The organism is bacterium (assembly GCA_035307765.1).
Classification (GTDB): Bacteria; Sysuimicrobiota; Sysuimicrobiia; order Sysuimicrobiales; family Segetimicrobiaceae; genus Segetimicrobium.
Map to the genome: position 1 here is coordinate 38,843 of DATGHU010000025.1, position 26,065 is coordinate 64,907.

The following is a 26,065-nucleotide window of genomic DNA, read 5'->3' on the forward strand; positions in this document are numbered from 1 at the left end:
CGATTGGGGGGCATCGCAGCGATGATCGATGATCGGACCGTGGCGCGTGTCGCCCGACTCAGCCGGCTGGAGCTCTCCGCGGAGGAACGCGATCGGTTTCGCGCGCAGCTCGGGCAGATCCTCGAGTACGTGCAGTCGCTCGACGCCCTCGATGTGAGAAACGTCCCGCCGACCGCGCACGTGCAGGCGGCGGTCAACGTCCTGCGCGATGACGTCGCCGCTCCCTCCCTCGATCAACGCGCGGCGCTCGCGAACGCCCCCGCCGAGGAGGACGGCTACTTCGTCGTTCCGCCGGTGATCACCGAGGAATGAGCACAGCGCCCGGTCTCGCCGACCGGTCGGCCTGGGAGCTGCGCGACCTGTACCGGCGGCGGGAAACCTCCCCGACGGAGGTGGTGCGCGCCCTCCTCGACCGCATCGCCGCGGAGGAGCCGCGCCTGCATGCCTATCTGTCCGTGGACCGCGAGACCTCGCTGGCCGATGCCGCGCGGTGGGACGCCGCCGCCGGCGCGGAGGACGCGCCGCCGCTGGCCGGGATCCCGGTGGCGATCAAGGACAACATCTGTACGCGCGGCTGGCCGACGACCTGCGCCTCGCGCACGCTGGAGCGGTTCCGGCCCCCCTACGACGCGACCGTTGTGGCGCGGCTGCGCCGGGCCGGCGCGATCCTGGTGGGGAAGGTCAACCTCGACGAGTTCGCGATGGGCAGCAGCACCGAGTACTCCGCCTTCGGGCCGACCCGCAATCCCTGGGATCCCACTCGGGTCCCGGGGGGCACGAGCGGGGGCCCGGCGGCGGCGGTGGCGGCGGGGGAGGCCACGCTGGCGCTCGGGTCGGACACCGGCGGGAGCATCCGCCAGCCCGCGGCGTTCTGCGGCGTGGTCGGGCTCAAACCGACCTACGGCCGGGTCTCGCGGTACGGGCTGGTCGCGTTCGCGTCGTCCCTCGATCAGATCGGTCCGCTTGCCCGCGATGTGCGCGACGCCGCGCTCCTGCTTCAGGTGATCGCGGGGCACGATCCGGCCGACGCCACCTCCGCCCGGGTCGAGGTGACACCCTACCTGGAGCGGCTGACCGGGGAGATCCGCGGGAAGCGCCTGGGCGTGGTGCGCGAGTTCTTCGCCGAGGGCCTCGATCCGGCGGTCGGCGCAACCGTCCGCGAGGCGATCGCGACCTGCCGCCGCCTCGGCGCGGTGTGCGAAGACGTCTCGCTGCGCCTCGCCGCCTCCGCGCTGCCGGCCTACTACATCATCGCGCCCGCCGAGGCGAGCAGCAACCTGGCGCGGTACGCCGGCGTTCACTACGGGCACCGGTCGGCGGAGGCCCGCGATCTCGAGACGCTCTATTCGCGGACCCGGCGGGAGGGGTTCGGCGCGGAAGTCAAACGGCGGATCATGCTTGGCACCTACGCGCTCTCCGCCGGGTACTACGAGGCGTTCTACCTCCGCGCCCAGCGCGTCCGGACGCTGATCCGCCAGGACTTCGAGGCGGCCTTCGCCCGGTTCGACGCGCTGATCGGCCCGGTCGCGCCCACCACGGCGTTCCGGCTGGGGGAGAAGGTCGACGATCCGCTGCAGATGTACCTGTCCGACATCTACACCGTGCCGCTGAATCTCGCCGGGATCCCGGGGATCTCGGTGCCCTGCGGGTTCGTCGGCGGGCTCCCGGTGGGGCTGCAGGTGATCGGCCGACCCTTCGACGAGGAGACGATCCTGAACGTGGCCTACGCCTTCGAGCGGGCCACGCCGTTTCACACCGCGCGGCCCCCACAGGCCGGCGGCCAGTCTCGGTCATGACTCCCCGGTCAACGCCGCCCGCCGGCGGGTGGCGGCGCGTCGGGTGGGCCCTCGCCCCGATGCCCGGGAGGCGGTAGCGGCATGGGCGCGAGGTACGAGACGGTCATCGGCCTGGAAGTGCACGTCCAGCTCAGCACGGCCAGCAAGATGTTCTGCGCCTGCGCCGTGGCGTTCGGCGGGCCGCCGAACACGCTGACCTGCCCCGTATGCCTCGGTCTCCCCGGATCGCTCCCCGTCCTGAACCGCCGCGCCGTCGAGTTCGGGATCCGGACGGCGCTGGCGCTGGGGTGCGCCATCCACCCGGAGAGCCAGTTCCACCGCAAAAACTACTACTATCCGGACCTGCCGAAAAACTATCAGATCTCGCAGTACGAATACAAGGACCATCCGCCGCTCGCGACCGGGGGGGTGCTCCGCGTCTCCGCGGGGGGAGACACCCGGACGGTCGGCATCCGGCGCGTGCACCTTGAGGAGGACACGGGCAAGCTCGTGCACGCCGAGGGGCGCAGCCTCGTGGACTACAACCGGTCGGGGACCCCGCTGATGGAGGTCGTCACCGAGCCCGATCTCCGCTCCCCCGACGAGGCGCGGTCCTTTCTCGGCCACCTGCGGGCGACGCTGCAGTTCGCCGAGGTGACGAGCGGACGCCTGGAGGAGGGCACATTTCGCTGCGACGCCAACCTCTCGCTCCGCCTTCCGGACGGCCCGCACGGAACCCGGACGGAGGTCAAGAACATGAACTCTCTCCGCTCCGTGGAACGGGCCCTGCGGTTCGAGGAGGCGCGGCAGCGGCAGGTACTGGAGCAGGGGGGATCGATCACTCAGGAAACGCGCCACTGGGACGAGGACCGGGAGATCACCTTCGCCTCTCGCGAAAAGGAAGAGGCGCAGGACTACCGGTACTTCCCGGAGCCGGACCTGGTCCCCCTCCGCGTCGACGCGGCGTGGGTGGATCGCGTCCGCGCCGAGCTTCCCGAACTCCCCGAGGCACGCCGCCGCCGCTACGTCGACGTCCTCGGCCTGCCGGAGCACGATGCCACGGTGCTCACCGCGACCCGGGCGATGGCCGAGTTCTTTGAGCGCACCGCCGAGGCGTTTCCGCACCCGAAGGTGGTGAGCAACTGGCTGATCGGCGACGTGGCCGCCTACCTCAACGTCGTGGGGCGCGAGATCGACGAGGTCCCGATCCGCCCCGAGTCGCTCGCCGGGTTGCTGGCGCTGATGGACGCCGGCACGGTGAGCGGACGGTCGGCGAAAGAGGTGCTGGAAGAGATGCTGCGCACCGGCCGCCCCGCGGACGCCATCGTCGCCGAACGGGGGCTGGTGCAGATCAGCGATGAAGCGATGCTGGCCCGGGTCGTGCAGGACGTGATCGCCGAGCACCCGGGACCGGTGGCCGATGTCCGCGCGGGCAAGGTGCAGGCGCTGACCTTTCTGGTGGGACAGGTCATGAAGAAGACCCGCGGCCGGGCCAACCCCTCGCTGGCCAACCGGCTGATCCGGGAGCAGTTGCGTGCCGGGTAGCCCGGGCGTACCTCGGAGCCCTCGACCGCCGCGGCGTCCACCTCGGCGTCGCCGGCGGTCGCGCGCCGGCCCCCGCCTGGCCAGGGGTGAGAAGCTCGTGGTTCGGTTCACGCGGATGGGCCCCGACGGCGAGGCGATTGCGAACGTCTCGGGGCGCGACCTCGCCGTTCCCTATGCCGCGCCCGGTGAAGAGGCCCGCGTCCGGGTTCAGAGCGTCCGGCGCGGCCAGGCGCGGGGGCAACTCATCGCCCTGCGGGTGGTCTCCCCCCGCGTGGTGCCTCCGCGATGCCCCCACTTCGGCCGCTGCGGCGGCTGCCAGTGGCAGCACCTCGAGTACCGCGCGCAGCTGGAGCAGAAGGCCGCGCTCGTGCGCGCCGCGCTCGGGCGCACCGGCGTGCCGCCCCACCTCGTCTCCCCGGCGATCGGATGGGAGCCCCCCTGGGCGTTTCGTACCCACCTCGAGGCCGCCGTCGGCACGCGCGAGACCAAGCCGGTGCTCGGGTTCTCGAGCTGGGGCGGGGGCCGGATCATCGAAATCCAGCAGTGCCCGGTGCAGCACCCGGGGAACGTCTCCGCCCTCCATGCCCTGCGGGAGGCCTGGGAGCCGCTCCACCCGCTGGCGGGCGTCCTCCGCGGTCTGCTCAGCCGGACGGGCGCCGCCACGGGGGAGGTCCTGGCCGGGGTCTCCGCGGTCCGGCGGCTGTCGCCGGCCGAGCGCCTCCTGATCGTGCGGGCGCTGCTCGACCGGATCCCGCACTTGGTGGGGCTGATGGAAGTGAGGGCCCCGCGCGGCCACCTCCTGGCAGGCCGGCGGGCCGACCTCCTCTGGGGGCGGCCGTACGTGGCGGACGAGGTGGCCGGTGTGCGGTTCCACATCCCCCTGCTGGCGGAGTTTCCGGTGAACGCCCTGAGTCTGCCCGGGGTGATCGAGCTGGTCCTGGCTGAACTCGACGCTTCGTCCGCCGACACCGTGGTGGAGCCGGACGCCGGGATCGGCGCCTACACGTGTCACCTGGCGCTGGCCGCGGGGCGCGTCGTCGCGGTGACCGAAGCGGCGCAGCTGGATGCCGCGTGGGCGAACGCCCGCCTGAACCGCCTGACGAACTGCTATTTTTATACGCGCGATCCGGCGCGGGCGCTCGGAAAGCTGGCCGGCGCGCACCTGGCCTTTCTTCATCCCACGGGCGGTGGGATCGCCCCGGGGCTTCTCCGCGCGCTGAGGGCGGCGGGGGTGCGACGCGTCGTCTACCTGGGACGGGCCCTCCGCGCGCTGGAGCGCGACGTTGCGGCGCTGGCGCGCGATGGCTACCGGGTTCTCGCCGTGCGGCCGATCGATCTCAGCCCGCACACGAGCCGCGTCCACGCGCTGGTCACGGCGTCTGCGGCATGATCCGCGCCCGCTCTCGAACGCAGGACTTGCCCTCCAGGGATCGAACCCCCTAGGGGTCGTAAGGCGCCGGAGGCACCGTCTGCATGCCCGCTGAGTTCGTCCACTGCCACCTCCACAGCGAATACTCCCTGCTCGATGGTGAAAGTCGGATCGCTGCCCTGATGCAGCGGGCCCAGGAGTTGGGGATCCCCGCGCTGGCGCTGACGGATCACGGCGCGATGTACGGGGCGATCGAGTTCTACCAAGAGGCCAGGGCGCACGACATCACCCCGATCATCGGGGTCGAAGCGTACGTCGCTCCCCGGCGGATGATCGACCGCGACCCCAAGCTCGACGCGTCGGCCTTCCACCTCGTGCTGCTGGCGGCGAACCTCGAAGGGTACCGGAACCTGCTCAAGCTCACGACCGCCGCCCACCTCGACGGCTTTTACTACAAGCCGCGCATCGACCGGGAGCTGCTGAGCCGCTACGCTGGCGGGCTGATCGGCCTGTCGGGATGCCTCCAGGGGGAGGTGCCGCGGGCCCTGCTGCGCGGCGACGGCGCGGCGGCGGCCGAGATCGCGGCGACCTACCGCGATATCTTCGGTCCCGGAAACTTTTACCTGGAGGTCCAGGACCACGGGCTCCCCGACCAGCGGACGCTGATCCACGGCATCACGCCGCTCGCCCGCGACCTCGGCCTGCCCCTGGTGGCGACCAATGACGTCCACTACGTCACGCGGGACGAGGCGGACGCCCAGGACGTCCTGATGTGCATTCAGATGGGGCTGGCGCTCGATCAGAAGGACAAGCCCCGGATGGGGGAGACCCCCGAGTTTTACCTGAAGAGCCCCGCGGAGATGGCGGCGCGGTTTGCCGAGCTGCCCGAGGCGCTCGCGAACACGCTGGCGATCGCGGAGCGCTGCCGGCTGGAGATCGAGACCGGCCAACTGAAGCTGCCGCTCTTCCCCGTGCCGGAGGGCGAGACGGCGGACTCCTATCTGCGCCGGCTCTGCGAGGCCGGGATCCGGCGGATCTACGGTCAGCTCACCCCGACGCTCGGGGAGCGGCTGGACTACGAGCTGGGCATCATCGCCAAGATGGGCTACGCCGCCTACTTCCTCATCGTGCAGGACTTCGTCAACTTTGCCCGCCGCGGCGGCATCTTCACCACGGTGCGGGGGTCCGCCGCCGGGAGCCTGGTCCTGTATGCCTGCGGCGTCACCGATGTCGACCCGATCGCCTACCGGCTGCCCTTCGACCGCTTCCTCAACCTGGAGCGGTACACGATGCCGGACATCGACGTCGATTTCATGGACAGCCGCCGCGACGAGGTGATCAAGTATGTGATGGACAAGTACGGCGCCGACCGCGTGGCGCAGATCATCACCTTCGGGACGATGGGCGCCCGCGCCGCCATCCGGGACGTCGGCCGGGTGATGGGGCTGCCCTACGGAGACGTCGACCGCATCGCCAAGCTGATCCCGGGCCCCTTCGTGACGCTGAAGGAGGCGCTGGAGGCGGAGCCGGAGCTGCGGGCGGCCGCGCAGGACAACGCCCAGGTCCGCCGGTTGCTGGACCTGGCCCAAAAGCTCGAAGGCGTCGCCCGCCACGCCAGCACCCACGCCGCCGGGGTGATCATCTCCCGCGATCCCCTCATCGACCAGGTCCCGCTGCAGCGCGCGACCAAAGGGGACCTCGTGATGACGCAGTTCGACATGAACAGCGTCGCCGCGATCGGCCTGCTGAAAATGGATTTCCTCGGGCTGACGAACCTGACGATCCTCGATAGCGCCATCCGGATCATCCGCGAGACCCGGGGGGTGGAGATCGACCTTCAGCAGGTCGCGCTCGACGACCAGCCCACCTATGCGCTGCTGTCCTCGGGCGAGACGACCGGCATCTTCCAGCTGGAGGGTCGCGGCATTCGGCGGTACCTCAAGGACCTGCGGCCGGACCGGATCGAGGACGTGATGGCGATGGTCGCGCTCTTCCGCCCCGGCCCGATGGCGAACATCCCGTCGTACATCCGGCGGAAGCACGGCCAGGAACCGGTGACCTACCTCCACCCGCTGCTCGAGCCGGTGCTCAAGGATACCTACGGGGTGATGGTCTATCAGGAAGATATCATGACCGTCGCCCAGGCGGTGGCGGGCTACACGCTGGCCGAAGCCGATGTGCTCTGCTATGCCATCCGCAAGAAGATCAAGGATCGCCTGCTCGCCCAGCGGGAGAAGTTCGTCCGCGGCGCCCGGCAGAAAGGGGTGCCCGCGAGGATCGTCGACCAGATCTTCGAGCAGTTCGAGCCGTTCGCCCGCTACGGGTTCAACCGCGCGCACGCCGCCTGCTACGGGCTGATCGCCTACTACACGGCTTATCTCAAGGCGCACTACTCGGCCGAGTACATGACCGCGGTGATGACCAGCGACGCCGGCAACACGGAAAAGGTGGCGGAGGCCGTCGCGGAGTGCCACCGCATGGGCATCCGCATCCTCCCCCCCGACGTGAACACCAGCGCGGCGTCGTTTACGGTCGAGGGCGACGCGATCCGGTTCGGGCTGGCCGCGGTCCGCAACGTCGGCCTCGGCGCCGTGGAGTCGATGATCGCCGCGCGGACCTCTGAGCGGTTCGCCAGCCTGACCGATTTCTGCTCGCGGGTCGACACGCGGCAGGTCAACCAGCGGGTCGTCGCCAGCCTGGTCAAGGCGGGTGCGCTGGATTCGCTGGGGACCTCGCGGGCCCAGATGCTGCAGACGCTCGACGACACGATGGACCAGGCCCAGCGTGCCCAACGGGTCCGGCTGCAGGGTCAGACCGGGCTGTTCGACCTCGGGGTGGGGGAGGCTCCCGCCCCGCCGGGGCCGGAGGCCGGGGAGGAGTTCAGCCGGGACGAGCTGCTGACGATGGAAAAGGAGATGCTCGGCCTCTACATCTCCGATCATCCGCTCACCCGCTGGCAGCCGGTGCTGGACCAGCGGGTCACCGTCCAGCTGGGGCAGCTGCTCGACCTCCCCGATCACAAAGAGGTCGTCGTGGGCGGGCTGGTCAGCGTGATGAAGCGGACGATCACCCGGTCGGGGTCGGCGATGGCCTTCCTCACGCTGGAGGATCTCACCGGCAGCGTCGAGGTGATCGTCTTCCCCCGGGTCTACGAGCAGCAGGGGTTCGCGCTCAAGCGGGACGCCGTGCTCCTGATGCGGGGCAAGGTCGATATCGAGGAGCAGACCGCCAAGATCCTGTGCGAGGAAATCCTCGAGCTGCCCGCCTCCCCCGACGCGGTCGCGCAGGCGCCGCGGACGGGGGGAGGGGTGCTCGCGGGCGGCGCGGTGGGGAGCGACAACGGACGCGGCTCCGGCAACGGGAACGGCGCGCGGGGCGGCGATCCGAGGCCCGCGGATCCCATTCGGCCGCCGCTCCGCATCCGGGTGAGCACGCGCGAGGAAATCGAGCAGCTGGAGCGGTACCTGCTCGAGCATCCCGGCGACCGGCAGGTCTGCGTGCACGTGGTCACCGATCAGGGAGACGAGCACATCGTTCCGGCCCGCAGCCGCCTCCAGGACGTCGAGGGCCTGCACCAGGAGCTTGAGCAGTTGTTCGGGGAGGGAAACGTCTGGGAAGAGTAGCGGGATCCTCGTCCGACGTGGTGATCGCCGGTGCCTCGTTCGCCGGTTTGGCGGTCGCGCGCGAGATCGGGGGCCGGGCCCTTCTGGTGGATCCCCAGCCGGTGGGCGAGGGGCAGACTTCGGCGTGCGGGGCGCCGGTGAGCGTGATCGAGGCGTTGGGGGCGCGCGACTCGATCCAGCAGCGGCACGATGTCCTCGTCCTGCACACCGTGGATCGAGAGGTGCGCTGGCCGCTCCCCGAGCCGTTCTGCACGTTTGACTACCGGGAGTGCTGCCGTGCCGCGTTGGGGGGGACGGGCGCGCGGGTCCTTCGCGCCCGCATCCAGGGGCGGCGGGGGCAGACCGCGCTCACCTCCGCCGGCGAGCTGGCGGGGCGCATCCTGGTGGACTGCACCGGATGGCGGGCCGCCCTGGCGGAAGGGAGGGACGTCGACGGGGAGGGGCGCGGCGGCCATAGGCCGCGCTGCCTCGGCTTCGGCCTGGAAGCGGAGGTGGACGCCGAATTCCCGCCCGGCCTGCATTTTTATTTCTGGCCCGAGATCGTCCGGGACGGGTACGCCTGGGCGTTTCCGGCGGGGCGCACGACCCGGATCGGGGTGCTCAGTTACCGTGGACGGACCCGACTCGGCCACGCCCTCAACGAGTTCCTGAAGCGACTGGACATGCCGCGCGGTCCGCTGCACGGGGGGTTCCTTCGCGCCGACCTGCACCCGCCGGTCGTGGATGGGGTGTTTGTGGTCGGCGATGCGGGGGGGCAGTGTCTCCCGCTCACCGGTGAGGGGATTCGGACGGCGGCGTGGGCGGGGGCGGCCTGCGGCCGAGTGGTCCGGGGTGTCCTCGACGGCGGCCTGACGCGCGACGAGGCCGAGGCCGACTACCGGAGGCTCGTGGCGCGTCAGCGGCGGCGGTACCGAACGCTGCTCTGGGCGACGCTGGCGGTGCTCGCCCTTCCCGCGGGGGCGCTGGGCCCGCTGGCCGCGTGGGTTGCCCACCCGAGCCGGCTGGACTGGGCGATGCGGCACTACCTCCGGATCTTCTCGGAGCGCTCGGCTCCCGAGCTCTCCGCGGAATCGGCGTGAGGGGAGAACCCCCCGGGGCACCGCCGGACATGGCCGGGGAGAGACCCGGGCGGGCGGAGGAGAGGATCGTGGAGCACGTTGGGCCGTGGAGCGTCGGCATCCTGATCTTCGATGGGGTCGAAGTCCTCGACTTCGCGGGGCCGTTTGAGGTGTTCTCGCGCACCCGCCTGGTGCCGGGGCTGGCGTCGCGCCGCTCGGAGGAGAGCGCGCCGTTTCGGGTTTTCACCGTGGCGAAGTCCGCCGCCGCGATCACGACGACGGGAGGGCTGCGGGTCCTCCCGCACCACGCGTGGGCCGATGCGCCCAAGATCGATCTGCTCGTGCTGCCCGGAGGGGTCGGGACCCGATCGCTGCTCGACGATCCCGAGACCCTGGACTGGATCCGGCGCACCGCGGCCGGCGCGCGCCGGGTGACCTCGGTGTGCACGGGGTCGCTGCTGCTGGCGAAGGCCGGGCTGCTGCGCGGCCGTCGGGCCACGACGCATTGGGGGGCGCTGGATCTGTTGGCGTCGCTCGACGCCGGCACCACGGTGGAGCGGACCCTCCGGGTCGTCGACGACGGGATCATTAGTTCGGCCGGCGTGGCGTCCGGGATCGACATGGCGTTCTACGTCGTCGAGCGCCTCTGCGGCCGCGAGGTCGCGGACGAGACCGCGAGATACATTGAATACCGCCGCGAGGGATCGCCCGCCCTCGGCGCCCCCGACCGGTAGCGGGAGCGCCCGTGGCCAGATTTGTCTGCGTGACGTGCGGGACGCAGTATCCCGAGGCGGAGCGCGCGCCGGCCGCCTGCCCGATCTGCGAGGATGAGCGGCAGTTTGTCGGTTGGGAGGGGCAGCGGTGGACGACGCTCGAGGCGATGCGGGCCGACGGCCGCCGCAACGTGCTCGCGGAGGAGGAGCCCGGCCTCACCGGCCTCCTCACCGTTCCCCGGTTCGCGATCGGCCAGCGGGCGCTGCTCGTCCGCACCCCCGGCGGGAACCTGCTGTGGGACTGCCTCACGTTCCTCGATCGGTCGACGATCGAGGCGCTGCGCGCGCTCGGCGGCATCGCCGCCATCGCGATTTCCCATCCGCACTACTACGCGGCGATGGTCGAGTGGAGCGAAGCGTTCGGCGGGGCCCCGGTCTACGTGCACGCCGCCGATCGCCGTTGGGTGATGCACCCGTCGCCGCGTCTCGTGTTCTGGACCGGGGAGGCGGCGCGCCCGCTTCCCGGCGTCGAGTTGATCAATTTGGGGGGGCACTTCGATGGGGGCGCGGTTCTCCACTGGCCCGCGGGCGCGGGGGGTCGCGGGGTGCTGCTCTCCGGCGACATCATCCAGGTCGTCCAAGACCGCCGATCCGTGAGCTTCATGTACAGCTACCCCAACCTCATCCCGCTGGGAGGCGATGACGTCGCGCGCATCGCCGCGGCGGTCCGGCGCTACCGGTTCGACCGGATCTACGGCGCGTTCGACGGCCGGCAGATCCCGACCGGGGCGGCGGACGCGGTGGAGCGGTCCGCGAGGCGTTACCTCGGGCGGCTGGCGGGGCCGCCCGGAGGGGCGGCGGCGCGGCGGTCCGGGCCGTTGGCCCCGGAGGGAGGATGACCCCCAGCCGTCGCCGCACGTTAGGAGGAGGCGGGATCGGGGAAAATATAGGAGGGGCGTGGGGTGGAGCTGACCGATGGAGCAATGGAGCGACCTACGCAACTTCTCACCGCGCGCGGTCCGCTGGATCGCGCTGGGCGCCGCGGCGTTCTTCGCGCTGGTGGTCCTGGTGTCGTTCCTCGACGCGTCGGCGTACTTGAAGCGGGCGGCGGCGAAGCACGCATCGCTAGGCCGGCACTTCGCCCCGCCTTCGCGATCCGACCCGTCCGGCGCCCCGCTCCCGGTCGCGGATTCCCCCACGCCCCTGGCGGCCCCGATGGACCCCGCCGCAGCACCGCCGGGGGCCTCTCCTCATTCCTTCCGGAAGAGCGTGTGGGTCTCGACGCGGGCCGGTGGACCGCCGGCCCCCTACTTCCAGCAGCGCCAAGATAACTTCGGTCACTAGCCGGGCGCGGGGCCGTCGACTGCGGGAGGGCGCCCGCGGTGGGCGCGTCTTCCGCCGGCCGGCGATGTCGCGGGGCCCGCGGCGTCTTGCGGCGAAGATCAGGGCCATCACGGAGACCGCCCGCGGGGGGGAAGCGCATGGGGGCCCGGACGAGAGCGTACGGGTGGATCAGCGATCTGCCGGATCACCGCGACCACCGGTACCCGATCCCCCGGCAGGTCGCGCAGCGGCTCCCGCGCCGCGTCGACCTCCGTACGTCGTTCCCCCGAGTCTACAGCCAAGGACAGCTGCAGAGCTGCACCGCAAACGCCGTGGCGTCCGCCGTGCAGTTCGCCCGCAGAACGGAAGGGCTGCGGCCGGACTTTCAGCCCTCGCGGCTCTTCATCTATTACAACGCGCGGGCCCTCAGGGCCGACACCCGCTGCGACACCGGGGCGCAGATCCGAGATGCGATCAAGTGCGTCGCGGCGCGGGGAGCGTGTTCGGAGGATCTCTGGCCCTACCGGGTGCCGCGTTTTGAGATCAAGCCGTCACCGCGCTGCTACCGCACGGCGATCTCGCACCGGGCCGTCCGCTACCAGCGGGTGCGGCGGGACCCCCGGCTCGTCGCGTTGAGGGCCTGTCTCGCCTCCGGACATCCCTTCGTCTTCGGGATGGCCGTGTACGCGGGCTTTGAGAGCGTGCGGGTGGAGCGGTCGGGGGTGGTGCCCATGCCGGGGCGCGGGGAGCGGCATATCGGGCACGGCCACGCGGTGCTCGCGGTGGGGTACGATGATGCCGCCCGTCGGTTCATCGTGCGGAACTCGTGGGGGGAGGCGTGGGGACAGCATGGGTACTTCACGCTGCCGTACGCGTACCTGGCCGAACCGGGCCTCTCGGACGACTTCTGGACGATCCGCGCGGTGAATGCCTAGCCCCCCCACGGGCTCCTCCGGCAGGAGTTCCCGCCTGTTCCGCGAACACGCCCCCGCAGTCGGCACGCGCAGGCCCCTCTGAGGCGACGGTTCATGCCACCTCCGCCGATCGGCACCGTAACGTTCCTGTTCACCGACATCGCAGGGTCGACGGCGCTGCTCCAGCGCTTGGGCGACACCCCGTACGCCGATGTCCTCGCCGAGCACAGGCGCATCCTCCGCGCCGTCTTCACCGCGCAGGGCGGCCAGCGGATCGATACGGCGGGGGATGCGACGCTGGTCGTGTTTCCGAGCGCGAGGGACGCGGTGGGGGCGGCGGTGGCGGCGCAACGTGCGCTGCGGGCGCATCGCTGGCCGGAAGATGCCCGGCTGCAGGTTCGCATGGGGATGCACACCGGAGAACCCGTCGCCGTCGCCGACGAGTACATCGGTCTGGACCTGCATCGGGCCGCGCGGATCTGTGGGGCCGGCCACGGAGGCCAGATCCTTCTGTCGGGCGCGACGGCCGGCTTGACCGAGGAGCGGCTGCCCGACGGGGCCAGCCTGCGCGATCTGGGGATGCACCGCCTGAAGGACCTCCGCAGTCCGGAGCGCCTCTTCCAGGTCGTGCACCCCGACCTCCAGGCAGAATTTCCCCCGCTGGCGTCATCCGGGATCTTCGCGCACAACCTGCCCCACCCGGTGTCGAGTTTCGTCGGCCGCGATCGGGAAATCGTGGAGGTGACCCGCCTCATCTCCACCTCGCGCCTGGTGACGCTCACGGGCGCGGGGGGATGCGGCAAGACGCGACTCGCCCTCAAGGTCGCGGCGGCGGCGTTGGAGGCGTACCCGGATGGGGTGTGGCTCGTCGAGCTGGCGGCGCTGACCGATCCCGCGCTGGTGCTGCAGACCGTGGCCTCTGCGGTCGGCGTGCGCGAGGTCCCCGGCCATCCGCTGCCGGCGACCGTGGCCGACCATCTCCTCGCCAAGAAGCTCCTCTTGGTGGTCGACAACTGCGAGCATCTCGTCGAAGCATGCGCGCAGGTGGTGCGGACGCTGCTGAGCGCCTGCGAGGAGCTCCGGGTGCTGGCCACCAGCCAGGAGGTGTTGGGGATCCCCGGGGAGGTCGCCTGGAGGGTGCCGTCCCTCTCGCTGCCGGCCGCCCGCGCCGCGCCGGACGTCGGCGCGCTGGCGGAATGCGAGGCGGTCCGTCTGTTCGTGGAACGCGCGGCGGCCGTGCAGCCGTCGTTTGCCCTCACCGCGCAGAGCGCCGCCGCGGTCGCCGACGTGTGCCGGCACCTCGATGGGATCCCGCTGGCGATCGAGCTGGCGGCGGCGCGGGTGGCCGCGCTGCCGGTCGAGGAGATCGCGGCGCGGTTGAACGATCGCTTTGCCCTTCTCACCCAGGGGGAGCGGGCGGCCCTGCCGCGGCACCGGACGCTGCAGGCGGCGATGGACTGGAGCTACCGCCTCCTGCCGGACGCCGAGCAGGCGCTGCTCCGCCGGTTGGCGGTGTTCGCCGGAGGGTGGACGCTCGAAGCGGCGGAGGCCGTGGGGGCGGTGGATGACGGCGCGGGGTTTTACGTGCTGAATCTGCTGACGCAACTGGTCCTCAAGTCGCTCGCGGTGATCGACCAGCAGCAGGCCCCCGCGCGCTATCGGTTCCTCGAGACCGTCCGGCAGTACGGCTTGGTGCAGCTGGCGGCGGCGGGGGAGGTTGCGCGCGTGCGGGACGCGCACCTGGACTGGTATCTGGCGCTGGCGGAGCGGGCGGCTCCGGAGCTGGTGGGCGCCGCCCAGTCGGCGTGGTTCGACCGTTTCGAGGTCGAGTACGACAACCTCCGCGCCGCCCTGGAATGGTCGCTGCAGGGCGGACGCGCCGAGCGGGGACTGCGGCTGGTCGGGGCCGTGTGGCGTTTTTGGTTCGTCCGCGGGCACTTCGGCGAGGGGCGCGGTTGGGTGGAGGCCCTCCTGCGCGTCGGCGGCACCGCGCCGGGGGCGGTTCGGGCGGAGGCGCTCAAGGCCGCCGGCAATCTCGCCGTCTGGGGCCAGGGCGACTACGCGGCGGGGCGCGTCTTCTACGCGGAGAGCTTGGCGCTGTGGCGGGAGATCGGGGACACGCGCGGCGTGGCGACGGTCCTCGGCAACATGGCGTTTGTCGCCGCCGGCGAGGGGGACCTTGCGGCGGAGCGTGCCCTGCTCGAGGAGAGTCTGACGCTGCGGCGCGCGGTGAATGATCGGTGGGGGATCGCGCTGGCGTTGCACAACCTCGGCCGGATGGCGTTCCGCCAGGGAGACGATGCGAAGGCGCTCGCGCTGCTGAGCGAGAGCCTGCCGATCTGGCTCGAACTTCGGGACGCGCAGCACATCGCGATGGGATTGAGCAACCTGGGGCTGGTGGCCATCAGGCAGGGAGACTACGCTCGGGCTCGTCAGCTGCTGCTGGAGAGTCTGGACATCCGGCGCGAGCTGGGGGACCAATCCGGGATCGCCTACCAGCTGGAGGGGTTTGCCAGCCTCGCGGCGGCGCAGCAGCAGGTCGAGCGGGCGGCGCGGTTGTTTGGGGCGGCGGCCGCGCTGCGCGAGGCCATCGGCGTGCCCCTCCTGTCCTCCGACCGCCCCGACTACGACCGGGCCGTCGCCGCGGCGCGCGCGGGGCTGGGCGAGGAGGCGTTCGCCGCCGCGTCATCCGCGGGGCGGGCGATGACGCTCGAGGAGGCGGTGGCCGACGCCCGAAGGGGCGAGGAGGAGAACGGTCCCGCCCGGGGAAACACCGAAGCAGCGCACGTGGAAGACCCGCCGTAGGTGATGGACCGGGAGGGAACGCATGGGGAACAACGGAGCCGGAGCGGCCAAGCCGGGCAAACCGAAGAGGAAGCCAAAAGTCGCCGGCCGGAAGCGCACCGCACGCGGCGGCGCCTCCAGGCGCGTCGCCAAGGGGCGGAAGCGGCGCTAGAGGCCCGCACAACGGCGATCGAGATCTTGTTCGTCGTGTAAGGGAGGGCCACCTCGAGAGATCCCGACCCCGGAGGCAGAGGAAGTCGCCCCCGGTCCTGAGCGTCCCCGAAAAGCATCTACCCGGTCGACCTTCGCGGACGTCGTCGTCGGACATACCCCCACGGCGATGGCGGGCCCTGGCGGTTTCGCGCGCGACCCCAACCTAGCCACGTCATCCGCTCTTGATTTCAGATCCCCGCGCCCGACGGAACGTCCGTTTCCTCGACCGCGGCCGAACCACGCCGCTCGAGGTCGGCGGCCCCCACCATCCGAGCCGGGCCCCCCACCAATCCGCGCAGGCGAGGAGTGCGAAGAGGGCGGTGGGAGCAGAGATAGGGGAAGGGGGGGTGGCGACGTCAAGGCGGGTCGAGGGCCGCATCTGATCGGAGGTAGGGTGACCATACTTTGAGCTGAGGTGAGACGCGATGAAGATGCCCTGGAAAGTGGTCGTGGTGTTGGTGATCGCCATGCTCGTCGTCGGACAGGTCATGACGCTTCGAGCGCTCGCTTCGATGAGCGAGAATTTGGAAGGGGCGCACACCGCCCTGGCGGCCGCACAGGCCGCGCTGGACAAGGCGGGCAAGGATTATCAGACGATGGCCTCCCACTGGAACGCGATGGGCAAGATGTCGGGGATGACCGCGGCCGACAAGGAGATGTGGAAGCTGGTCGGCGAGTCGGCGGCCACCCAAAAAGCGATGTGGGACTCGAGCGCAAGCGCGCTCAAGTCCATCGAGGGGATCTGGAAGCAGGCGGCCAACCAGAACAAGTAACCGGGGATCCCCCCCCCGACCGCGGCCGGCTCTCCCATCGGGGGGGCCGGCCGTCGGCGCGTCGGGAGGTCGCGAATTTGTCCCGCGGCCCCGACGAGGATCGGACGGGCGGGCAGGGGTTTCTGTTCCCGCTCAGGTCGATCCTATGGCCCAGCCGGGCCGGCCTTCGGATGTGGCGGGGATAGCCCAACACACGCGCGGGTGCATCGCGATCGGGGTCAATCGCGATGCCAGGAGCCGAACGGTGTCGTGCTGCCTTTCGGACGGGTGTGTGGCGGGCGCAAAGGGCCGCGCCTCTAGGCGTTGAGAGTGGATGAGGAAACATAGACTGCGGGTGTGATCAGCGAAGGCAGCGCGCCCAGCAAGTCGGGACTCTCAGAGTGAGGCCGGGAGGGACGACCCAGTTTCCAGCCAGTCGTGCGTATCGTCGCCTCGCATGCGCTAGGTTGCCTTCCCGGATTGACAATGAGGCTTCTTGAGGCTACATTTAGGGTGTGAAAACCGTTGGGCTGCGGGAGCTGAAGAATCGTCTGAGCCTGTACATCCGCCATGTGCGCGGGGGGCATGCCGTGGTGGTGACGGATCGCGGCCACGTGGTCGCGGAACTGCAACCCCCGGGCCAGTTACCGCTCGGGTCCCGGGTCGATCCTGCCCTCGCTCGGCTGGCGAACCGTGACCTCCTCGTTGTGGGGGCGCCGAATGGCGCGGACGTCTACCCGCGCTTGCGCCCCTTGCTCCGGTCGACCTCTGCGCAGCAGCTGCTCGATGCCGATCGAGGTGTCCGTTGAGGATCTACGCGGAGTCGAGCGCGATTTTGGCGTGGCTCCTGGGCGAAGCGGTCGGAGAGGTCGCCCGGCACCATTTGTCAGGTGCAGAATCGGTCTTCACGTCGGTTCTGACCCTCGTTGAGTGTGAGCGGGCGCTCATTCGAGCGCGAACACTTGAGGAGGTCGCGGAGGTGGAACTGGCCGATCGCCGCCGCATTCTGGCGAAGGCCAGCGCGCACTGGCACCGCGTTCCGCTTCGCGACGAGATCCTTGACCGCGCCAAGCGGCCATTTCCGATCGAGCCGGTGAGGACGCTGGACGCCATCCACCTGGCCAGTGCCCTCGTGGCCCGGTCGGCAGTACCTGACGTGGTCCTCCTCACGCTGGATCGACGAATTCGTGAAGCCAGCGGTGGGCTCGGCTTCCAGGTCGTGCCGTCCGGAGTCGGGACGTAGGAGCCGAAACCGGAAGAAAACTTCGTCGTCCCTTTCACCTGGCCTTGGCATTGTGCCGGAGGAGCGCACCCCCCTTCAATCGGTATGGCCGGTCGTAAAAGTCAGGGTTGCCTAGCGCGACACCGCGAGCTACCTTACCCAGGAGACCGAAATCTGCGACGGACCCGGCAGCGAGTCATGCGGCCGCTGTTGCAAGCGTGCTGCTGGAGAAGGCCGCAGGCGAGGGCTTTGAGCGTTTCCGCGCCCCTCTCAAACCGCTTCGCTTCCGGATCGAGGCACCCCCTGTGCCTGCCATCGTTCCGCGCCAGATCGGCGCGCCGCCCTCCTGGTCGCTTCATGAATCCCCGGCGGAGGCCCTCGGCGCTGCGTATGAAGCGGGAGGCACCTTCGCCCGGCGCCTGGGCGCGCGCCTGTGACGGGTAGCCCATCATAACATCTAAACATCTGTGATGCCGGAGGAGCGACACCCCCATCTGCCGGCGGCGGCCGCGGCGGGGGGCCTCTTGGCGTGCGGTGGGGGCCACGGGCGGCGTTGACGAATAGTTCGTTATGACCATCGAGCGCTTCAAGCGGCTTCCGCGACGGTCCGACGATGAGTGGCAGGGGGGCATCGCCCAGGTCCTGACCTGGATCGAGCGGGGTCCTGACGGTAGACCGTATCGCCCATGGGCGGGGATCTGGGTCAGCCAGAAGAGCGGATTCGTCCATCTCAAGATGGAGTCGGAGCCGGGTGCGCACGACTGGACCCTGGCGGTGGATGCGCTCGTTGAGTTCGGGCTGAAGCGGCAGCTCGCCGGCTACCGGCCGGGAAGACTGCAGGTTAGGGACAAGGATCTGGGCGTCCGCCTGCTCAACGCGATCGGGGACAGTGATCTTGCGCTCACGGTCTTGCCCGACCTTCCCGCGGTGCGAGACGTGCTTACCAATATGGCCGAGCGTATAGCCGGCGCGCCCCTGCCGCCGAACGCCCTCGACGCGGCCGACGTGACCGTAGATCGGATGCGCGCCTTTGCGGAGGCGGCGAGGCGCTTCTACGAAGCCGCGCTCTGGCGCTATCTTTCGGACGAGGACCTGATCCTTGTGGAGTCTCCCGCAGTGGTACACGGCCTCAGTCACGTGACCGTCCTCGGTGCCGCAGGGCAGACCTTCGGGCTCGGCTTCTTCGAATCGGCCGCCGACCACACCGAGGTGCAAGAGTCGCCTGGGCCTGAGCACTTCATGGCGCGGGCACGGTGGTCGCTCTTCTACGGTCCAATCTCACATTTGCCGTTCGGCGACGCGGATCTCTGGCAGGAGCATGGCCTCCCGGTCGCTGGAGACGACGCGTATCCCATCGCAATCCAATTCAAGCCCGGCGGGACCCCGCGCCGGCCGGATGTCGGCGTGCTCTCCTATCTGGAGGGCTTGCTTCGGGCACTTGCCGAGACCACCGAGACTGAGATAGATCGGGGACGCTGGACTCGTCGGCTGGAGACCTATGAAGGACCGGCGACCTACCGGCTATGCATTCCCGATCTGCTCAAGCCACTCGACGCGCCGGTCGGGCGGCAGGTCGGCCTGCACGACCGGAGAGCGATGGAGCGCGTCATGTTGGAGATGGAACGGTTCATGGCGGCCTCGGAGTTCGAAGACATTGAGCAGGCGAACGAGGCGATTCGGCGGCGCTTCAGGGGGCCTATGGATGCCGTCCCTTCAACCGGCTCGACGCCGATCGAAAAGGCGCAGGAGATGGCCTACCGGGCGTTCCAGGCCCGCGGGCGGCGCCGGATCCAACTGGTCCGGAGGGCGCTCGAACTATCCGGAGACTGCGCGGATGCCTATGTGATCCTGGCGGAACAGAGCGAGGACGTTGCGAAGGCAGTTGATCTTTACGCGCAAGGCGTCGCCGCCGGCGAGCGCGCGCTCGGACCCGGGACGTTCGCTCAGAACGCCGGGCGCTTCTGGGAACTGATTGCCACCCGGCCCTACATGCGCTCCCGCATGGGGCTCGCGCAGTGCTTGGAGGAACTTGGCCGACGGGGCGAGGCAATCGGCCATTACCGGGAGCTCCTCCGCTTGAATCCGCATGACAACCAGGGTGTCCGTTTCAGCCTCCTCCCCGCTCTGCTCATCTCCGGGCTCGATGGCGAAGCTGGAGCGCTCCTCGAGCAGTTCCGGGGCGATCCAACCGCCGTGTTGTTGTACGGCCGGTCGCTCTTGATGTTCCGCCGCGAAGGCGACAGCCCGGCTGCGCGCGCGGGTCTGCGCCGGGCGCTGGGAGCCAACCATCGTGTTCGGAAGTACCTGACAGGCACAGCGGAGTTGCCGGCTACCGATCCGCCCTCATACGCGCTCGGCAGCGACGAGGAGGCGGTGATCTGCGCCCGAGCGCTGGCGGACGTTTGGCAGACCACGCCGGGCGCCGCGGAGTGGTTGCGAACAGAGGCGCGCGCGAAGAAGTCGCGCAAGCGGAGGTTCTAATCTCTGAACTCGCGGCGGAGGACCGGCACGGGATCCCCCGTCCATCGAGGGATGGAAGAGATTGTTGACTAGGAGTCCTCCCCGCCGATTGGAAGGCCCTTAGGATTTCCGGCCGCGCCCCCGCATAGCTACGCAGGAATCGGTTGGTGTGGAGGAGACCCACTACCTCGTCCGTCGAATCACACGGTTCAAGGGAATACGAAGGGAAAGGGATACCAGAAGTGACGGTACAAACACCCTGGCCATTCGCCTGGTTTCCTGGTAAACCATGCTTCGCGTCCCCTCGGTGTTCGACGTTTTCCGTACCCATAGGACAGAAGGGGAGGACAGGACCGTTCGCCGGGTCCCTTCGCTGCTCCAGCATAAGCGCGGGCCGTAGCTCTCAGAATAGTGCCTGTGATAGGCCGCGTTTTCTCGTGGCCGTGGGGAAAATCGGAATTGACGTTTTAGGTGGCGATTGCAGGGTATTGCCCATGCCGTTGGGAGCACAGCAGTCACGAACTTTGATGTATCAACAGTTTCGATTTCAGCCGCAATGGACGTGGGATATGCCCAAGGCCCTGGGTTCCCGCCGGGTTCGAACCGAGCAGGGTCTATGGCCGCCGTTCCCGGGCTAAACGAGGTGAACTGACTGTCTACATGTTCACAGAAGTGCCTCAAAGGTGCCAAATATCATTTACCCTTGCTGACTTGCTACTGGATTAGACGGACACTTACGGCCCGGCGTCGGTTGGTTGTATCGATGCTGGCTACCGCCGCTCAGGGTAGTACACCATCACAAAATATTTCAATGCGTATAAGTCGGTTGATTGGATTCCGTAGCCAAACGTGAAGTCGTAGTTCAGCTGGCGGCCGGCTCTCCCCGGAGGAGCATTCCCCGCTTCACAGTCCGGCGAGGTACCTCCAGTTCCGTTCAGATTAGGCACACACTCCTCCCAATAGAAGAATGGCTGGAGATTCTGGAACGGTCCGGCCTTCCCTTGCATCATCAGTCGGGCATCGCCGGAACTGAGCTTTAGGTTTTCGAATAGCGTTCTCAGATCGTCCGGCGAATCAGGCAACCCCCAATGCTTGGTTTGCAGATACTGCACTTCGTTCATCGCCTCGACCCAGCGGTTTGCGGTCTGCCACAGCATGGCGCCTCCACTGATGAGTGGAGCTTTGATCCGAGTCGGGTGTCCAGGGCGGGGATAGGGGCGCCTCTCCTCGATCTCCACATTGCCGGTGACTCTGAAGGCATTCGAGGCCGCCAAATTCGCATCCGTCGGCCACGAGTTCCCAGTACTGCAGTCATAAACGGCCTTGTCCTTGGCCGGACCCTGAGTGTAGAGGACCACGTGCGGTCCGAGACCAACTGGGCAGTGCGGCGCCTCACCCCCGATCGGGCCATATTCCTTCGGGACCATCGGCAATACGTAGTAGTAGGAGTCAAAGATTGTAGTGGCATCTGCCGAGCCCGAAGCGAACGAAAAAATTACCTTTCCGTGCAGACCTCCATCCGCGGCGGTCCAGTAATACGACAGCTGCGTGTTCTCAAAGGGAGCGACTGTGGCGCCGAAACTCGGCGCGACGTTGTCCGGGAGCATCCGATTCAGTCCCACGTAGTAAAGGTTCCCCAGCGGGTTGCCCTGGCATAGCCCGCCAAACGACGCTCCCTGCGGCCCCAGAGCTCCGCAACTTGCGTCTTTCATCGGCGAGGCGGGAAGTTGCCAGTTGTCATGTCCCAGCCAACCACCTTTGTAGCGGTTCAGCGCTTTCACCCATTGCTGCGCGGTCGGGTAATCCATGGTGCCGTTCGGACCAATTCCGCTGATTCCCATCTCGCGCGCGATCTTCTGTCCGTCTGCGCTGGCAGCGAAGTCGGCATCAGCCAGCCAGTAGACCTTATTGTTGGCGTCGTACACGACCTGGCCGCCGTTTTGGGCCGTCAGCCCCCGACTCATGAGAGGCGTCGACTGACCGCGCGCCCAGCCGATGAAAACACCTGCCAGCACAAGACAGACCGCCAGACAAAAGCTCGATGCGCGCACTCGCTTGGCGGGTTCGCCCAACCGCTTGGCCCTCGTTTCGGGCATGATCCTCATACCCCACGCTCCTTAACGGGTATCTCCTACATCCTGTGCCAGGAAGACCGCGCTGCGCTTTCCCAGGAAGCCCAGGTGAAGCTGGAGCCGGAGGACAAACCATCACGTAGAACGCGGAATTTCAATTTTGCTCCCTGAACTCCTTCCACCGGAGCAACCTGCCCGACCTCCGACCTGGCAGTCCCCACGAAGGCCGTTCGCGTTCTCATGGGATCTCCCGCATCCGACATGGCCGCGTTGGCAGCCGATTTCTCGGACACCGTCTCCCCCCCCCTGTGGCTGACGACTTTTGCAGCATCGAGGCGAAGAGGAAACTCGGCAATATCAAATCCGCGATTGAGCAAGCCCGACGCCGACAACCAAAGCCATCCTCGAATCCGAGCGCAAGGTCTCCGAGTGTGACGCCGCGCTCCGATCGCAGGGCCAGCGGAAGGTTGTGTATCTCCCGGCGTCGTTGAGGCTTGCCTTCGTGACCTGAAGGGATCGCTTGAGGAGGACCCTGACTACGCCAGGGATCTACTGGCAAAACTTTTGGGCGACATCACGCTCCGCAGGAGGGGAAGCGCCTCTACGCGGATATGCGGGGGAATCTCCCCGGCCCGTTGGATCTCGGGGACGAGGATTTGCGACAAACGTGGTGCCGGAGGAGGGACTCGAACCCCCACGGGCGTGAGCCCAGGCGATTTTGAGTCGCCATCGTCTGCCGATTCCGACACTCCGGCACGCCGTGTCGTCAGTATCGTAGCACCTGCGGTCGGGGCGCTCAAGGGCGGCGCCCACGGATCCGGGGGGCGCCGGACGCCCGCGGTGCGCATGCTATAATCGTCCCGAGATGTTTTCATCCCCCCGCCAGCCCCTCCTCGTGCTGATCGATGCGAACGGGCTCGTCTACCGGGCGTTTTTTGCCCTTCCGTACTTCACGACCAGCGACGGTCAGCCGACCAACGCCGTCTACGGCTTCACCACGATGCTGCTGAAAGTGCTCGAGGAGAAGTCCCCCGAGTACGTCGCCGTCGCGTTCGACAAGCCCGGCCCCACCTTCCGCCACGAGGCGTATGCGGAGTACAAGGCGACCCGGCGGAAGATGCCCGATGACCTGCGCCCGCAGATCGGGATGGCCAAAGAGGTTGTCGAGGCGCTCCAGTTGCCGATCTTCGAAGTGGCCGGATTCGAAGCCGATGACGTCATCGGGGCGCTCGCCCGGCAGGCAGAGGCGCAGGGGATCGATGTCCTGATTGTCACCGGGGATCTCGACGCCCTGCAGCTGGTCTCCCCCCACACGCAAGTCATGATGACCGCCCGGGGCATCACCGAGACCACGGTGTACGATGAGGCAGCGGTCCAAGAGCGATTTGGGATCGCCCCCCGTCAGATTCCGGATCTCAAAAGCCTGAAGGGCGACCCGACCGACAACATCCCCGGCGTGCCCGGAGTGGGGGAGAAGACCGCGAGCCGTCTGCTGAGACAGTATCCGACCGTCGAGGCACTGCTGGACGCCGTGGGCGACATCCGCGAGGCGAAGCTTCGGGAGCGGCTCCAGGAGCACCGGGAGCAAATTCTGCAAAGCAAACACCTGGCGACGATCGTCACCGAACTCGACAACGTTCGGCTCGACCCCGAGTTCCTCCGGCGGCGGCCGCCCGATGCCGAGCAGATCAAAGTCCTCTTCACCAGCTTGGAGTTTAAGACGCTGCTGGAGCGGCTGGGGGTGGGGGCGCCGACTCCCCAGAAGAGCGGCGCCTACGAGATCGTGGACCGCAACGGCCTCCCGCGGGTGCTGGCCCATGCCACCCGGCTCGCGATCTCCCCCGTCGCCGATGCCGGACATCCCCTCCTCTCGGCGATGCGGGGGATCGCGGTGTCGACCAAGGCGGGGGAGGCGGCGTACATCGCGATTGAGGGCGCCGTTCCGGTAGCGCTCGCCGAGATCCTGGAGCGGGCGGACCTGCCGAAGCTCTGCGAGGACGCCAAACGCGATCGCCTCCTCCTCGAGGGGGCCGGGGTCCACCCCCGGGGGTGCGCGTTCGACATTTCGCTGGCCTCCTACCTCCTGGATCCCGGCAAGCGCACCCACACGCTCCAGAGCGCGGCCTGGCAGTACCTGGGATGGCGGCTCGGGGGCGCGGCGGGCACGGACGCCCTCCCCCTCGGGCAGACCTCGGACGAACTCGCCGCTGAGCAGGCGGACATGATCGGCCGGCTGAGCGAGGTGCTCGAGGCGCGCCTCCGGGAACGTGAGCTCCTCGCGCTCTACCGGGAGATCGAGTTTCCGCTGGTCGAGGTGCTGGCGCGGATGGAGACGGTCGGGGTCGCGATCGATGCCGAGGCGCTCGCGGCCCTGTCCACGACCCTGCGCGGGCGGATCGCGGCGTTGACCGAGGAGATCTACCGGCTCGCGGGGACCGAGTTCAACATCGGGTCGCCGAAGCAGCTGGCGTTCGTGCTGTTCGAGAAGCTGCAGCTCCCGGCGCTCAAGCGCACCAAGACGGGGTACTCCACCGACGCCGAGGTGCTCGAGCAGTTGGCCCCCCAGCACGAGGTCGTGGCCCGGATCCTCGAGTACCGGGAGCTGAGCAAGTTGCTCAGCACCTACGTGGACGTGCTGCCGGGGTTGATCAACCCGCGCACCGGGCGCCTGCATACGACCTTCAACCAGACCGTTGCCAGCACCGGGCGCGTGATCACCACCGACCCCAATCTCCAGAACATCCCGATCCGGACCGACGCCGGCCAGCAGATCCGGCGGGCATTCGTCCCGGGTCGGCCCGGCTGCGCCCTGCTCTCGGCGGACTACGACCAGATCGAGCTCCGGGTGCTCGCGCACATCACCGGCGATTCCGGGCTGCTCGAGGCCTTTCGACGCGGCGACGACATCCACGCGGTCACCGCGGCGGAGGTCTTTGGCGGGACCGCCGACGGGGTCAGCGCGGACCAGCGGCGGCTGGCCAAGGTCTTCAACTACGGTATCGCCTACGGCATCAGCGACTTCGGGCTCGCCTCTCAGCTGGGCATCGGCCGGGCCGAGGCGCAACAGTTTATGGACACCTACTTCGCCCGATACCCCAAGGTGGCGGAGTACATGCGGACGACCGTCGAGCTGGCGCGCCGCCAAGGGTACGTTACCACCCTCCTCAACCGGCGCCGCTACCTTCCCGACATCCTGAGCCGGAACCGCGTGATCCGCGAGGCGGCGGAACGGATTGCGATCAACGCCCCGATCCAGGGGACGGCCGCGGACATCATCAAGATCGCGATGCTGCGGGTGCACCGCGACCTCCTTCCCGAGGCCGCGGGCCTCGAGATGATCCTCCAGATCCACGATGAGCTGCTGTTCGAGCTCCCCCAGACGATGGTCGCGGACGTCGCGCCGCACATCCGCCGGATCATGGGGCAAGCGGTCGAGTTGGCGGTCCCCCTCGCCGTCAGCATCGCCTCCGGTCCCAACTGGCAGGATCTCACGGACGTCGGATGAACCGCGGCCCCGCGCGGATCGGATTGACCGGCGGCATCGCCAGCGGCAAGAGCCTGGTCGCGCGGCTCTTTCGCGAGTTAGGAGCGGCGGTCGTGGACGCGGACGCGATCGCGCGAGAGGTGGTGGCGCCGGGGGGCCCGGCGTACGACGGCGTGGTGCGGACGTTCGGCCAGGGAATCGTCCGCCCGGACGGGACACTCGACCGCAGCGCGCTGGCCGGGCGGATCTTCGCGGATCCGTCCGCTCGCCGCGAGCTCAACGCGCTCACGCACCCGCACATCCGCCGCTGGATGGCGGCGGAGGCCGCCCGTCTCGCCGCGGCCCCCGGCATCGACGTGATCATCTTCGACATCCCGTTGCTGCTGGACACGACCGACGGGCGCGACCTCGATCTCAACGGGATCATCGTCGTCGCCGCGGACGATGGGACCCGCGTCTCCCGGCTGATGGCCCGCGACGGCATCCCCGAGGCCGACGCCCGGCGCCGCGTGTCCGCGCAGATGCCGCTACGGGAGAAAGTGGTCCGCGCCGACTGGGTGATCGACAACAGCGGCTCGCCCGCGCGTACGCGCGAGCAAGTCGAGGCGGTGTGGGAGGTGATCCGCCGGCGCCGCGGAGAGGCGTAGAGCCGCTCCCACATCCGCGGCAGGCCCTGCGCAGGTCGGCCATTCCTGGAGCCGTGCTTCCGCGGTGCTGTAGGGGACCCGTGGTCCCCCTCCGAGGGTGCATGGTATAAT

General features: G+C 69.0%; 18 protein-coding genes and 1 tRNA gene. 17 read left to right on the top strand and 2 right to left on the bottom strand.

Translation table 11 applies throughout. From position 1 onward, the window contains the following. Nucleotides 1-21 precede the first annotated feature (21 nt). The 15 genes from gatC to VKV57_07840 all read left to right on the top strand — a co-directional run bounded on the left by gatC (nucleotide 22) and on the right by VKV57_07840 (nucleotide 19,772). Nucleotides 22-312, top strand: coding sequence for an Asp-tRNA(Asn)/Glu-tRNA(Gln) amidotransferase subunit GatC (gatC, locus tag VKV57_07770; GenBank protein HLW59811.1), 291 nt, complete (start codon nucleotides 22-24; stop codon nucleotides 310-312). Further along, nucleotides 309-1,796, top strand: a complete 1,488-nt coding sequence (gene gatA / locus VKV57_07775) for an Asp-tRNA(Asn)/Glu-tRNA(Gln) amidotransferase subunit GatA (protein HLW59812.1) — start codon at nucleotides 309-311, stop codon at nucleotides 1,794-1,796. Before gatC ends, gatA begins: the two co-directional genes overlap by 4 nt. Nucleotides 1,797-1,877: 81 nt before the next feature. Continuing rightward, nucleotides 1,878-3,320: an Asp-tRNA(Asn)/Glu-tRNA(Gln) amidotransferase subunit GatB gene (gatB, locus tag VKV57_07780; protein HLW59813.1), complete on the top strand. Its 1,443-nt coding sequence runs from the start codon at nucleotides 1,878-1,880 to the stop codon at nucleotides 3,318-3,320. Further along, a complete protein-coding gene (gene rlmD, locus VKV57_07785) occupies nucleotides 3,310-4,710 on the top strand; it encodes a 23S rRNA (uracil(1939)-C(5))-methyltransferase RlmD (protein ID HLW59814.1) in 1,401 nt (466 codons plus the stop codon). The genes gatB and rlmD overlap by 11 nt, the downstream gene beginning before the upstream one ends. Nucleotides 4,711-4,793: 83 nt before the next feature. After that, on the top strand, nucleotides 4,794-8,312 hold the full coding sequence (locus tag VKV57_07790; protein ID HLW59815.1) for a DNA polymerase III subunit alpha: 3,519 nt from the start codon (nucleotides 4,794-4,796) through the stop codon (nucleotides 8,310-8,312). A 20-nt stretch (nucleotides 8,313-8,332) separates the two neighbouring features. Continuing rightward, nucleotides 8,333-9,391: a hypothetical protein gene (locus VKV57_07795; GenBank protein HLW59816.1), complete on the top strand. Its 1,059-nt coding sequence runs from the start codon at nucleotides 8,333-8,335 to the stop codon at nucleotides 9,389-9,391. 68 nt (nucleotides 9,392-9,459) lie between these two features. Further along, on the top strand, nucleotides 9,460-10,104 hold the full coding sequence (locus VKV57_07800; GenBank protein ID HLW59817.1) for a DJ-1/PfpI family protein: 645 nt from the start codon (nucleotides 9,460-9,462) through the stop codon (nucleotides 10,102-10,104). An 11-nt stretch (nucleotides 10,105-10,115) separates the two neighbouring features. Beyond that, complete coding sequence (locus tag VKV57_07805; GenBank protein ID HLW59818.1) at nucleotides 10,116-10,982, top strand: MBL fold metallo-hydrolase; 867 nt, start codon at nucleotides 10,116-10,118, stop codon at nucleotides 10,980-10,982. A gap of 76 nt (nucleotides 10,983-11,058) precedes the next feature. Further along, entirely contained in the window at nucleotides 11,059-11,427 is a 369-nt protein-coding gene (locus tag VKV57_07810) for a hypothetical protein (protein ID HLW59819.1), read from the top strand. A 137-nt stretch (nucleotides 11,428-11,564) separates the two neighbouring features. After that, nucleotides 11,565-12,341, top strand: a complete 777-nt coding sequence (locus tag VKV57_07815) for a C1 family peptidase (protein HLW59820.1) — start codon at nucleotides 11,565-11,567, stop codon at nucleotides 12,339-12,341. Between the two features lie 93 nt (nucleotides 12,342-12,434). Next, nucleotides 12,435-15,125 carry a tetratricopeptide repeat protein gene (locus tag VKV57_07820; GenBank protein HLW59821.1) on the top strand — a complete coding sequence of 897 codons (2,691 nt, stop codon included), beginning with the start codon at nucleotides 12,435-12,437 and terminating at the stop codon, nucleotides 15,123-15,125. Between the two features lie 617 nt (nucleotides 15,126-15,742). Continuing rightward, complete coding sequence (locus tag VKV57_07825; protein HLW59822.1) at nucleotides 15,743-16,090, top strand: hypothetical protein; 348 nt, start codon at nucleotides 15,743-15,745, stop codon at nucleotides 16,088-16,090. A 494-nt stretch (nucleotides 16,091-16,584) separates the two neighbouring features. After that, nucleotides 16,585-16,878, top strand: a complete 294-nt coding sequence (locus VKV57_07830; protein HLW59823.1) for a type II toxin-antitoxin system prevent-host-death family antitoxin — start codon at nucleotides 16,585-16,587, stop codon at nucleotides 16,876-16,878. Beyond that, nucleotides 16,875-17,312 carry a type II toxin-antitoxin system VapC family toxin gene (locus VKV57_07835; protein ID HLW59824.1) on the top strand — a complete coding sequence of 146 codons (438 nt, stop codon included), beginning with the start codon at nucleotides 16,875-16,877 and terminating at the stop codon, nucleotides 17,310-17,312. The genes VKV57_07830 and VKV57_07835 overlap by 4 nt, the downstream gene beginning before the upstream one ends. Nucleotides 17,313-17,861: 549 nt before the next feature. Next, nucleotides 17,862-19,772 carry a hypothetical protein gene (locus tag VKV57_07840; protein HLW59825.1) on the top strand — a complete coding sequence of 637 codons (1,911 nt, stop codon included), beginning with the start codon at nucleotides 17,862-17,864 and terminating at the stop codon, nucleotides 19,770-19,772. Between the two features lie 749 nt (nucleotides 19,773-20,521). Here VKV57_07840 and VKV57_07845 read toward each other — a convergent pair. Both VKV57_07845 and VKV57_07850 read right to left on the bottom strand, forming a co-directional pair. Beyond that, a complete protein-coding gene (locus VKV57_07845) occupies nucleotides 20,522-21,856 on the bottom strand; it encodes a hypothetical protein (protein ID HLW59826.1) in 1,335 nt (444 codons plus the stop codon). A gap of 635 nt (nucleotides 21,857-22,491) precedes the next feature. Continuing rightward, nucleotides 22,492-22,578 (bottom strand) — tRNA-Leu (locus tag VKV57_07850). 110 nt (nucleotides 22,579-22,688) lie between these two features. On the opposite strand from VKV57_07850, the gene polA reads away from it, so the two are divergent. Next, nucleotides 22,689-25,328, top strand: coding sequence for a DNA polymerase I (gene polA / locus VKV57_07855; GenBank protein HLW59827.1), 2,640 nt, complete (start codon nucleotides 22,689-22,691; stop codon nucleotides 25,326-25,328). After that, on the top strand, nucleotides 25,325-25,954 hold the full coding sequence (gene coaE / locus VKV57_07860; GenBank protein ID HLW59828.1) for a dephospho-CoA kinase: 630 nt from the start codon (nucleotides 25,325-25,327) through the stop codon (nucleotides 25,952-25,954). Before polA ends, coaE begins: the two co-directional genes overlap by 4 nt. The last annotated feature ends 111 nt before the right edge of the window (nucleotides 25,955-26,065 follow it).